Source organism: Oceanobacillus sp. FSL K6-2867, assembly GCF_037963145.1.
Taxonomy (GTDB): domain Bacteria; phylum Bacillota; class Bacilli; order Bacillales; family Amphibacillaceae; genus Oceanobacillus.
In genome coordinates this window covers 398,548-410,853 of the sequence record NZ_CP150144.1, presented here as the reverse complement: position 1 = coordinate 410,853, position 12,306 = coordinate 398,548, and the positions used below count along the sequence as shown (strand labels likewise).

General features: G+C 38.9%; 10 protein-coding genes. All 10 read left to right on the top strand.

Going from position 1 to position 12,306, the window contains the following annotated elements; genetic code table 11:
• Nucleotides 1-127 precede the first annotated feature (127 nt).
• Nucleotides 128-1,486, top strand: a complete 1,359-nt coding sequence (locus NSQ77_RS01885; protein ID WP_339228527.1) for an MFS transporter — start codon at nt 128-130, stop codon at nt 1,484-1,486.
• A gap of 37 nt (nt 1,487-1,523) precedes the next feature.
• The gene (locus tag NSQ77_RS01880; protein ID WP_339228525.1) at nt 1,524-3,506 is read left to right on the top strand and encodes an NADH:flavin oxidoreductase; all 1,983 of its coding nucleotides are present in this window, start codon (nt 1,524-1,526) and stop codon (nt 3,504-3,506) included.
• A gap of 341 nt (nt 3,507-3,847) precedes the next feature.
• Nucleotides 3,848-4,117, top strand: a complete 270-nt coding sequence (locus NSQ77_RS01875) for a (2Fe-2S)-binding protein (RefSeq protein ID WP_339228524.1) — start codon at nt 3,848-3,850, stop codon at nt 4,115-4,117.
• On the top strand, nt 4,114-4,419 hold the full coding sequence (locus NSQ77_RS01870; RefSeq protein ID WP_339228522.1) for a (2Fe-2S)-binding protein: 306 nt from the start codon (nt 4,114-4,116) through the stop codon (nt 4,417-4,419). Before NSQ77_RS01875 ends, NSQ77_RS01870 begins: the two co-directional genes overlap by 4 nt.
• Nucleotides 4,409-5,611 carry an NAD(P)/FAD-dependent oxidoreductase gene (locus NSQ77_RS01865; RefSeq protein ID WP_339228521.1) on the top strand — a complete coding sequence of 401 codons (1,203 nt, stop codon included), beginning with the start codon at nt 4,409-4,411 and terminating at the stop codon, nt 5,609-5,611. The genes NSQ77_RS01870 and NSQ77_RS01865 overlap by 11 nt, the downstream gene beginning before the upstream one ends.
• A 197-nt stretch (nt 5,612-5,808) precedes the next feature.
• Nucleotides 5,809-6,984 carry an FAD-dependent oxidoreductase gene (locus NSQ77_RS01860; RefSeq protein ID WP_339228519.1) on the top strand — a complete coding sequence of 392 codons (1,176 nt, stop codon included), beginning with the start codon at nt 5,809-5,811 and terminating at the stop codon, nt 6,982-6,984.
• A 5-nt stretch (nt 6,985-6,989) separates the two neighbouring features.
• Nucleotides 6,990-8,342 carry a hypothetical protein gene (locus tag NSQ77_RS01855; RefSeq protein WP_339228518.1) on the top strand — a complete coding sequence of 451 codons (1,353 nt, stop codon included), beginning with the start codon at nt 6,990-6,992 and terminating at the stop codon, nt 8,340-8,342.
• Nucleotides 8,342-9,013: an aspartate/glutamate racemase family protein gene (locus tag NSQ77_RS01850; RefSeq protein ID WP_339228517.1), complete on the top strand. Its 672-nt coding sequence runs from the start codon at nt 8,342-8,344 to the stop codon at nt 9,011-9,013. The genes NSQ77_RS01855 and NSQ77_RS01850 overlap by 1 nt, the downstream gene beginning before the upstream one ends.
• 314 nt (nt 9,014-9,327) lie before the next feature.
• Complete coding sequence (locus NSQ77_RS01845) at nt 9,328-10,680, top strand: aspartate aminotransferase family protein (protein ID WP_339228516.1); 1,353 nt, start codon at nt 9,328-9,330, stop codon at nt 10,678-10,680.
• A 196-nt stretch (nt 10,681-10,876) separates the two neighbouring features.
• The gene (locus NSQ77_RS01840; RefSeq protein ID WP_339228515.1) at nt 10,877-12,283 is read left to right on the top strand and encodes an APC family permease; all 1,407 of its coding nucleotides are present in this window, start codon (nt 10,877-10,879) and stop codon (nt 12,281-12,283) included.
• Nucleotides 12,284-12,306 lie beyond the last annotated feature (23 nt).

Here is a 12,306-nt window from a genome sequence, read left to right as displayed (position 1 = left end):
AAAAAATTCTATAAAAGATACGAATAAATCAATTAAAAGAATATGACAGTTCATATTTGAAATAAAGCTTAGAATTGGATTTATATTTATTGGTGAAAAGAGATTATTAGAATTAAGGGGGATGGAAATGAGTACGGACAAAGTGCTGATAGATGATTTACCACTTAACAAATTTCATTGGAAAGTAACAATCTATACAGCTGGGGGACCATTTTGTGATGGTTATATACTTAGTATAATTGGGATCGCCTTAGCATTATTGGCCCCACAACTTGGTCTTTCACCTTTAATGATTGGTTTGATTGGGTCTTCAGCATTAGTGGGAATTTTCTTTGGAGGGCTTATTTTTGGGTATCTTACTGATATAATCGGTCGAAAAACGATGTATATATTAGATTTAGTAGTATTTGTAGTAGCATCTGTACTTCAGTTTTTTGTTGGAGAAGGATGGCAACTTCTAATATTAAGATTTGTTCTTGGAGTTGCTGTAGGGGCAGACTATCCAATTGCCACATCTCTGTTAGCAGAATTTACTCCACGCAAACACCGTGGTTTTATGCTATCCTTCCTGGTTCTTGGTTGGTGGGTTGGTGCTGTAGCAGCTTTTATAGTAGGATATCTGCTTATGGATCTTGGCGAAAATAGCTGGCGGTGGATTCTGGCATCTAGTGCAGTTCCGTCTTTAATCGTGCTTTTTTTACGGGCGGGTACACCTGAATCACCTAAATGGTTAGTGAGCAAGGGACGTATAGAGGAGGCGCGAGTGAACTTACAAAAAGCCTTTGGCGAAGGTGCAGATTTAGGTGATATTCCAGCAGAACCACCAAAAACATCTTTCCTGAACATTTTTCGTGGGGGTTATGATAAAAGAACCATATTTATGAGTGTATTTTGGATGATGCAAGTGGTTCCTACTTTTGCTATTATGACTTTCGCTCCATCAGTTTTATCAGCTTTTGGATTTAATGAAGGAAATACTGCACATCTAGGGGCCGTAATCACAAGCGCCTTCTTCCTTATAGGTGCACTGATTACTTTGTTTTTAGTGAACAAAATTGGAAGACGACATATTCTAATATGGCCTTTTTTAATAACTGGTATAACATTATTTTTATTAGGTATAGTTTCAGAAGCTTCGATAGGCTTGATTATAGGACTTTTTGCTATATTTGCCATTTTTAATGGGGGTTCCAGTGTACTTCAATATGTATACCCAAATGAACTCTTTCCAACTGAGATTAGAGCTACTGCGGTAGGGTTTGGAACTGCAATGAGCAGAGTAGGAGCAGCAGTAGGTACGTTTTTGCTTCCAATTTCAATGAATGGTATTGGGATAGGAACAACTATGATTATTGGTGCTGTATTATGTTTTATCGGATTTATAGTTTCATTGTTTATGGCTCCTGAAACAAGACATTTAACTTTGGAAGAGTCTAGCAGAATAGATCATTCCAGAAATGTTAGCGCTAACAAAAGGACGATTTAATGAATTTAATTCCTATAAAAAATGGAGGTTATTATAAATGATGATAAATAGTGTAAATACATCTTTCAAAAAATTGCTTAGTCCCCTTAAAATTGGAAAAAAAGAGGTTAAAAATCGAATTGTCTCAACAGCCCATGCAGTTGGCTTTGATAATGGTGTTTTAAATGAGAGGCATCTTCGGTATCAAGAGCGAAAAGCTGAGGGTGGTGCAGGTTTAATTATGACTTTTGGTTCCGCCAGTGTATATAAAGAATCATCAGCATCTTATGGTTCTGTCAGTCTTTGGGATCCTGAAAATGAGCCCTATTTAAGAGATCTTGCAGAACGTGTCCATGCACACGGAACGTTAATTATCTCGCAAGCTACTCATATGGGACGAAGAGGAACATCTATAGTAGATGGTCATCCAGTCCATGCCCCCTCAGCTAATCCAGAAGGGGTTCATCGTGAGGTACCTCATGTTATGCGTGCTGAAGAGATACCACCAATAGTGGAAGCCTTTGCTGAATCTGCAGCAAGATTAGAAAGATGTGGATGGGATGGAATCGAAATTACTTCTTTTGGCGGGCATTTAATTGAACAATTTTGGAGTCCTAAAATAAACAATCGTACAGATCGCTATGGAGGAGATTTTGAGGGAAGAATTCGTTTTTCTATTGAAGTAATCAAAGCGGTAAAAGAAGCAGTCTCTGATGAGTTCATTATCTCCTTTAGAATGACAGGGGACCCCAAAACAGAGGTAATTGGTCTCAATCAAGATGATATGCTTGAGATTGCAAAGAGGTTAGATGAATTAGGTTGCATAGATTTGTTTAACATCAGCGGGGGGACAGGAGCAACATACAGTGCACAGGCCGCAGTGGTACCTGGAGACACTTTCGAAAGAGGTACCTTCAATGAACTAGCAAAAAGAATGAAAGCTGAACTTTCAGTTCCTGTTTTAGTGGCAGGACGTATTCTTGATCCATCTCAAGCAGAAGATGCTTTAATAAATGAGGACTGTGATTTGGTAGGAATGACTAGAGCTATAATAGCCGATCCAGATATGCCAAAAAAAGTGCAAAATGGAAAACTGCTTGATATTAGACCATGTATTGCCTGTAATGAAGGGTGTATAGGGAGAGTTTATACGGGGATGTCAATGATTTGTACAGTTAATGCTTCTATTGCTGATAATAGTTTAGAAAACTTTAAAACTGCTAAAGACAAACGACGAATAATAGTGGTAGGCGGTGGACCATCAGGTATGGAAACTGCTCGTGTTGCTGCCAGTCGCGGTCATAAGGTAATTATTCTGGAAAGCAGCGACAGTCTTGGTGGCAAGGTTAAATTTGCTTCACTTGCTAGTGAACGCCCTCACTATGGAAGTCATATAATATGGCTGGAAAGGGAATTGGAGCGGCTTAATGTAGAAATTCATACTAACACAAAAGGTACACTTGAAAGTGTGGTGGAATTGCAACCGGATTCTGTTGTGATTGCTACAGGATCAAATTCAGTTAATCCATATGAAAGAGAAATAAAAAATTTACTTTTTGAAAATGAAATTAATCTACTTAATGGAAATGTTAATTTAGAATCATATAGAAAGGTATTAATACACGACCGGGAAGGAAAATATAGAGGTGGCAGTATAGCAAATCATGTGACGCAGAATAGTGCTTTACATGTTGAACTAGCTTCACCACTATGGTCCGTTTGCGAAGACCTTGATGAGATGCAAAAAGCTGAGATGTATCGACTCTTAGCGAAGGGAAATGTAAAACTATCACCAAATAAAACCCTTGTAAACAAAGATGGCAAACTATTTCAGAAGGATATTTGGACAGGAGTTTCACGGATTGTTAAAGAGGATGAGGTTGTTGTTTTAATAGGTTATGAACATGGGGATAATGAATTGTATGAAGAGCTTATTTCTAACAGTCCAGATTTGGATGTTCAGCTTATTGGAGATACCGTATCACCTAGGCGTTTAAATGATGCTATTGCTGAAGGTGTGCGGATTGGAAGTGTTTTATAAAATATTTCCCACTATTTTAAATTGAACTATTTTTTATTAAAAGTATACCTCAATAAGACACTTTATTGAGGTATACTTGCTTTTTCTATAAACATAGGTATGTTACCATCTGTAGCTGTTCTTGAAACATCCTGATTGTAAAACAAAATGTGAAATGAAGGTATTGTAAGATAAATTCCACAGCGAGTAATTGAATGATGAAATTAAATAATTAAATCTGATTGACAATGCCCAGCAGATACTTAATTGCGTCTGCTTTTTTTATGTATGAATTAGTATCCGCTTTCATAAATTGAATTAATAGATCATCGAAGACTAATGCAGGAGTTGATGATTCCAATATGATTATTTGCAGATGTGAAGAAGTATTGTTAAGCGATATTATCACTTCCGTTAAAAACGGAGCAGCGACATTAAAAGCAATTAAAATGGAAACTAGAGCTGGAATGGGGATCTGTCAAGGACGAACGTGTCGTGTATTGCTGGAACAGGCTATCGCTCCTTATACAGATATAACTATTCAAGAAATAAATAATGTATTATATAAAAATCCCGTCCGTCCAATAAGTTTAGCGAACTTATCACGAAGTGGAAAGGATCCTTCTCTATGAGAATAAAAAAACATCCTATTCTTGTGAGTTTGGAACGAAAAGAAGTACGGATTACCTTTAATGGTAAAAATTATCCAGCGTTTGAAGGAGAAACAATTGCAGCAGCATTACTCGCTAATCAAATACGCATATTACGATATACCGAGAAGGAGAAAGCGCCACGAGGAATTTATTGCGGAATTGGTCACTGTTATGAATGTCGCGTAACTGTTGATGGAGAAAGAAGTGTAAGAGCATGTGTAACGGGTGTAAAAGATCAGATGAAAATCATATCTCAAGGGACAGATGATGATGAAATATGATCTAATTATTATCGGTGCTGGTCCTGCAGGAATGAGTGCAGCAATTATAGCAGCATCACATGGTGCACGAGTAGCATTGGTCGATGAAAATCCAGTTCCCGGTGGTAAATTACGTGGTCAGGTCTATAAAGAAACTAAAGCAGGCTGGTGGATTGGCGAGAAAGTTGCGCGAAACATGGAAAATAAATTAAAGCAATTAGATGTTCCGTGTTTCCTCGAGTGTGAGGTTTGGGGGATATACCCAAAATGGAAAGTACTGTTGAATAATGGAGAGCAATTAGAATCAGATTTTGTTTTAATTGCAACAGGTGCAGCGGAAAAAGCAATTCCGATTCCAGGCTGGACAAAACCAGGTGTTATGGCGATAGGTGCAGCACAAGTACTGACAAATATTCAGCGGGTAAAACCAGGAAACCGAGTTGCCATCATCGGGATTGATGTTCTCTCTTTAACAATTGCCTATGACCTTAAAATGGCTGGAGTTGATGTTGTTGGCATTTATCTTCCTCCATTAAACTCATTTTCTTTGGATAAATCCAATCCATTAAAGATGATCGCCTATCTTTCTAGTTTATCTCATTTAGCCCCAAATCCAATACTTAAATTACTTGGAAAGTTAGGGCGGAAAGAGTCTATGCAAAAGTTTGGGGTTAACTATTATCCGCCTTTTGGTATGAAAGTATGGGGAATCCCGCTACATTTAAGAAAAGCAATAGTTAAAATTATTGGAAATGAAATAGTCGAGGAAATTGAGGTAGCTGCAGTTAGTCGTAGTGGACGGCTTGGAAAGAAAAAAGGAAAACGAATACCTGTTGATTGTGTATGTATATCAGGAGGACTCCATCCATTAATCGAGCTTGCAAGCGCAGCCGGCTGTGAGTGTGTCTTTATCGAGGAATTGGGCGGGCATATACCATTGTATAATGACAAATTGGAAACAACACAATCAAATGTTTTTGTGGCGGGAAGCAGCACCGGTGTTGAGGGGGCTAAGGTTGCCATTGCACAGGGAGAACTTGTAGGTACCGTCATTTGTAATCGATTGGGACTAGTAGAGAATGGACCAGAATTCATAAAAATAGCAAAAGAAAAAGTTAACTCAGAGCGAGAGAACGCCGTTATTAAATTTCATCCTGGGCTTGAAAACGGCTGGACAAAACTGGAGCGTTTATCCTGGATTAGTGAACAGTAAGTCATTACAGACTGAAGCTTTCGCGCATTATCCCGTATATCCAAAGGCAGCAAACCAAAATAAGCGAAGGTGATAAACAACTGCCATTCAAGGGACTTCGTTCTCCCCTTGTGGTACTAACATTCAGTAGAAAAAATCCTTTCCTGAATGAAGTTTCATTTTGTGGAATGAAATAGTTGTTTGAGGAGTTGGAGTTCATGGAAACAGCTGATATTGTAATTGTTGGAGGCGGAGTAATCGGAACATCAATTGCTTTCCGGCTTGCTGGAAATCATAAGGTAGTTTTAATCGAAAAGGGGGAAATTGGTTCTGAGACTTCAGGAGCCTGTGACAAAGCTATTTTTTTGCAATCCAAAAAGCCTGGATTTCCTATTAAACTAGCACAGACGAGTCGAATGGTGTATGAGAATCTGGAAGAAGAATTAGGAATAAAAATTGAATTTCAAAAAAATGGCGGTATGATTGTCATTGAGAATGAAAGCCATCTTGATTTCATGAGAAAGTTTGTAAAGCAGCGAAATAAAGCAGGTATAAATGTAAAACTAGTCGATCAAAAAGAAGCATTGGCATTTCAGCCATGTTTATCACCTGGAATTATTGGTGCGACCTACTGTAGGGAGGATGCAGAAGTAAATCCTCTATTATTAACACAAGCATTTGCTGAAGCAGCAAAGCGAAAGGGGGTAATCATTCGCAGGCATACAGAAGTAACTGATATTGTTACAAAGGAAAGTCGAGTAATCGGAGTACAAACCAATAAGGGAAGAATCGAAACGGAACTTGTTATCAATGCTGCTGGACCCTTCGCCTCTAAAGTAGCGGAAATGGCCGGAATTGGACTGCCGATTATACCGCGCCGCGGAGTGATTCTAATTTCAGAAAAAGTAAAACCAATCGTTCATGGGAATATTTTATGTTCACAGTACATTGCTGCAAAGCATCTATCCAATAACACAGACGTCCCAGCCTATGGAATTGGACTTTCACTTGGACAAACGGAAAGTGGAAATTTATTAATAGGTGGGAGCAGGGAGTTTAGAGGATATGATAAAGCGGTTGAACTGAAAATATTATCAGCTGTTGCAATGCATGCTCGCCGAATAGCACCATCCTTAGAGCCTGTCCGAATTATTCGTGCAATGGTAGGGTTTCGTCCATTTACAAGTGACGGGCTGCCAATTATTAGTGAAGTACCGCATTTAAAAGGGTTTATTATTGCTGCAGGCCATGAAGGAGATGGAATTGCACTAGCTCCAATTACCGGTTTATTAGTTGCCAGCTTGTTAAATGAAGATTCGAAGTACAAGGATTTTTTGGATCAATTAAAACTCGATCGTTTTAATGCGACTCATGCTTCACCTAAACAGGGGTGATAAAAATGTTGGAAATTATAATACCTTTAGTGTTACTTTTTGCCGTCGTTTTTGTTAAACAGATACCAAAAATCGGTGGTGATATAAGAGCAGCGCTTCTCGTCGCGGCACTCTCATCTGCATTTATTTCAGGCTTAAACTTTAATGAAATGATTGTTGCATTTATTGATGGAATTGATCGTTTATCTTGGGTTATTATGCTTTCTATATTTGGCAGTTTATATGCTGAGTCACAGGTGAAATTAGGTGCAATGGATACAACATTGAATAGCTTGCGGGCAGCATTTGGTAACTCTCCAAAAGGGTTGATTGCTGCCGTGTTTATCACATTAATTTTGGCTGGTTCTTTCCTGGGGGATGCTATTGCTGCTGCTACGGTTATTGGATTTCTCGTAATCCATGCACTGACTGAATTGAAATTAAAGCCTGAGCAAATTGGAATGATTATCTTGCTCGGTGCATCTATAGGTTCAATTATGCCGCCAATTACACAAGGTGTGTTCTTGTCTGCATCCCTTATCGGTATTGATCCGGGTCCAGTTGCGAAGCTTGCATATATCACTGTATCCATCGGTGGAACTCTAGCAATTTTAGAATCGTTTCGCTTTGTGCGCGGGAAAAAGATGCCTCCAGAATTAATTCCAAATCAATCTGTTTTCCAAATCCTGAAAGAAAACTGGAAAACACTCATTCCTCTCCTTGTTTTAATCGCTATTGTTATCGCAAATACACTGTTTGACTATAATATTTTTACCGAGATAGCACTTTTCTCTTATATCCTCGAACCGCTTATCGGAATACCTATTATACAGGGACTAACCAATCAAATTGTAGCAGCAATTATTATCGCACTGCTTGTCGGTTTCTTATTCCCGTCTGTTAGAAAGCAAACAAAAGGTGTGGTTAAAAACGGACTGGGAAAAGTGAACCAGACTGTCCAAATTCAACTTTCCGCAGGTGTTATGGTAGGAGTGTTCTATGCCTCAGGTTTAATTGAAAAGGTTGCACTTATGACAGAAGGTTTAGCTTCTTCGATGATAAAAGTGGGAGGGGCCATAGCGATGGTAGTTGTCGGGATGCTAACAGGCTCTCAAACTACTGCCCAATCTGTCGTTGTTACATTTTTGGGTCCGATACTAGAATCAATGCAAGTTGATCCAACATTAATTGCATTGGGTGCATCTCATATTGCAGCAGCTGGGCAAAACATGCCGCCAGTAGGTTTAACTGCATTTGTTGTGTGCGGGTTAATTGGTGGGATATTAAATAAAAAGGTGGATCCGATTAAAGTGATGACTTTAGCATTGCCAAACTCACTTTATTTCTTAATTATTGGCTTGATTGTGTGGTTTATCTAATGGATGAGAAACCACTTATTGGCATATTAATGTTAGATACAAATTTTGATAGACCGACAGGCGATATTGGTAATCCAGAAACACATCCTTTTCCAGTAGCATATCAAGTTGTTGAGAATGCAACAACAGATTGTGTAATTAAATATGGAGATACGCGATTAATTGATCCCTTTATTATTGGAGCTAAAGCTTTAGAAAATAAAGGAGTAAAGGCAATTACAACAAGCTGCGGTTTTCTCGCATTATTCCAAAAAGAGATTCAGCGCGAATTGCGGGTGCCATTCTATTCGTCAAGCTTAATACAGATTCCAATGGTACAGCACATAACCGGAGGGATGGTAGGGGTTATTACTGCACGAAGGTCAAGTCTGACTCAAGCACATTTTCAAGGTGTCAATGCTCATCGTACACCAATTGCAATTGCTGGTATGGATGATATGCCAGCATTCACAAATGCCATTCTAAATGAGACAATTAATCTGGATAGGAAAGCTATTGCAATTGAAATGCAGCAGGTTACATTAAAACTGTTGGCTAAAAACCCAATTGTGAAGGCGATTGTTTTAGAATGTACGAATATGCCACCATATAAAAGTGCGATGAGAGAGGTTACAAGTTTGCCAATTTTTGATATTAATACGTTGACAGATTATGTTGCTGGAGGAATATAGGATTTGTAATTTAATTGCTTCATTAAAAAAATCTTAAAATTCGATAAAATTCGAAGTTGACCACGAGTATACTATTTGCTAAATTATAAATAATAAGACAATAAATAACTGCCCAATCTAAACGACGCTGCTGGGCAAGCAGTGCGCCCTCTAGATGATAACCAGTTATATCGACAGTCTAAGATTATTAAACCTGTCCATATAACTGGTTTTTTGTAATTTTTTAAAATTATGTGGGTAGGGGAAAGTTTAGGAAAAGGAACTCCATGACTAGGCAAGTTATGAAAAAAACAAAATAATAAGGAGGAATCATAATGGATAATTTGATCGAATTGGACAAAAAGCATTTCATTCACCCAACCTCTTCTATTCAGCAGCAACAGGAGAAGGGTGCAAAAATAATAGTTGAAAAAGGGGAGGGTATCTATTTAACTGACATAAATGGAAACGTATTCATAGATGCGATGTCATCTTTATGGAATGTAAATATTGGCCACGGCAGAAATGAACTTGCAGAAGCAGCTGCAGATCAAATGAAAAAGCTGGCATACAGCTCTGCTTTTTCAACATTTAGCCATGAACCAGCTATTAAGCTGGCAGCAAAGATTGCTTCACTCGCACCAGAAAATTTAAATGCTGTTTTCTTTACATCGGGTGGATCAGAGTCCAATGATTCCGCTGTTAAATTGGTACGTCACTACTGGAAAATACAAGGTGAGCCAAAACGCAGGAAAATCATAGCGTTAAAACGCGGCTATCACGGGGTTGCAGCCGCTTCTACAAGTGTTACGGGAATTCCTGAATTTTGGGATATGGCTGGCCATTTAATGAATGATTTTATCCATGCGGACACGCCTTACTGGGAAGGAACAGACAAGGCAATTGCGTCACTTCGTTCTGTTATTGAAGAAGAAGGTGCTGAGAATATTGCTGCATTCTTTGCAGAGCCAGTACAAGGTGCCGGTGGCGTGCTAATCCCTCCATCTGATTATTTTAAAGAAGTCCGTGAATTATGTAATGAGTACGGCATCTTGCTTGTTGCTGATGAAGTGATTACTGGATTTGGGCGAACTGGAAAATTCTTTGGTATTGAAAATTGGGGAGTAACGCCTGACTTAATGACATTTGCCAAAGGAGTGACAAGCGGCTATATCCCACTGGGCGGGGTAATTGTGTCCGATGCTATCCATAGCATATTGAAGGAAAAATCAAAAGGGACATTATTCCACGGTTTTACCTATAGTGGACACCCGACAGCAACTGCTGTTGCATTAAGAAATATTGATATTATCGAAAAGGAAGGCCTGGTAGCTAATGCTAAAGCAATGGGTGCATACTTGCTCAATGGATTCCAAAAAATAAAAGAACAATTAAATATCGTTGGTGACGTAAGAACAATAGGCTTATTAGGAGCAGTTGAGCTCGTTCAAGATCCAGCTGCAAATAGGCGCTTTCCAGCCAAATTGCAAGTGGCTCTGAAAGTGGTGGAAGCCTTGCATGAAAGAGGTGTGATTTGCCGGGCTGTTACGTACGATAATACGGATATTATCTGTTTTTCACCACCATTAATTATGAATTCTTCGCAAATTGACAGCATGGTAGAAAAATTACATGATGCTATATTATCTGTTCAAAAACAACTTGTTCATCATACGGTGAACGAATAGCAGTAAAAATCATTTTCATCCGGATTTAACATTAAGTGAAATTTCATTTAGTGGAGGGTCTTGCTTCCCCTGCTAAATATTAGTACCGCAGAATTAGCAATTTACGGGCTGATATATCCCGCCTTCACGCTTGCATAAGGGGCATTACAGCCCGTTAATGCGTGGAAAATCACGAAGTTAAATGGGGGAATACATGATGAAAAACGAACAGAAACTGTTAAAAATATTAGGAAATAGAGATGTACTTACACTTGCATTTGGAGCTATGATTGGCTGGGGTTGGGTCGTAACTGCTGGCTTGTGGATAACAGGTGCAGGTTCTTTAGGTGCAATTCTTGCATTTGCGATCGGTGGATTGATGGTAATCTTTGTCGGACTCACCTATGCAGAGTTAGCTTCAGCACTCCCATTAGCTGGAGGTGAACATGTATACAGTTTTAAAGCAATGGGGAGAACGGCATCATTTATTACGACCTGGGCTATTATTCTGGGTTATGTATCGGTTGTTGCATTTGAAGCAGTTGCCCTTCCGACTGTTTTCGAATACTTAATTCCAAATTATAGTCAGGGATATTTATATACAATAGCAGGTTGGGATGTCACGCTAACATGGGCTGGTGTCGGGATTTTAGGGTCTATTCTAATTGCTTGGATCAATTATCGTGGCATTAAGTTTTCTACCTCGATTATGTTCATCCTTACATTATTAATTATTATTGCAGGTGTATTGCTGATTACAGGCAGTACCATTGGTGGAAGTACGCAAAATATGCAGCCTTTATTTGATAATGGGATGGCAGGGCTATTGACAGTACTTATTATGACACCATTTATGTTTGTTGGATTTGATGTTATTCCACAATCAGCTGAAGAAATTAATTTGCCTCAAAAGCGAATTGGACAGTTATTAATATTTTCCGTTGTGCTTGCGATTGTCTGGTATGTTTCCGTTATATTTGGTGTGTCACGCATTTTAACGCCTGCGGAGCTAAATGAATCAACCCTAGTCACTGCCGATGCAATGGGGAAGGCATTTGGAGGCAGTCAAATGATGGCTAATATTCTTGTTCTTGGTGGTATTGGCGGAATTTTGACAAGCTGGATTGGTTTTTATGTAGGAGGAAGTCGTGCTATTTATGCACTTGCAAATGCGGGTATGCTTCCTAAAAGCTTAGGAGAACTTCATTCGAAATATAAAACACCGCATAAAGCTATTTTGCTGATTGCTGCATTATCAACTGCAGCGCCATTATTAGGCAGACCAGCATTAGTTTGGTTTGTTGATGCTGGTGGACTTGGATTGGTCGTAGCATGGTTTATGGTAGCCATATCCTTCATTATTTTACGTAAGAAAGCTCCAGAAATGAAACGGCCATTTAAACTACCTGGTGGCACAACACTCGGCTGGGTTGCAGTTGTGATGGCAGGTGGGATCGCCACCCTTTATATGCCAGGTATGCCATCAGCACTTGGTGGTCCTGAATGGATTATTATTGCTGTATGGTCTGTTTTGGGAATTATTTTGTACAATGTATCGATGGCTAAGTATGGGAAGGAATTTGCTGATGAGCATATGAAAAATGAAATTGACCGTATCGCTTAGAATAAAAAAACAACAAAGGGAAC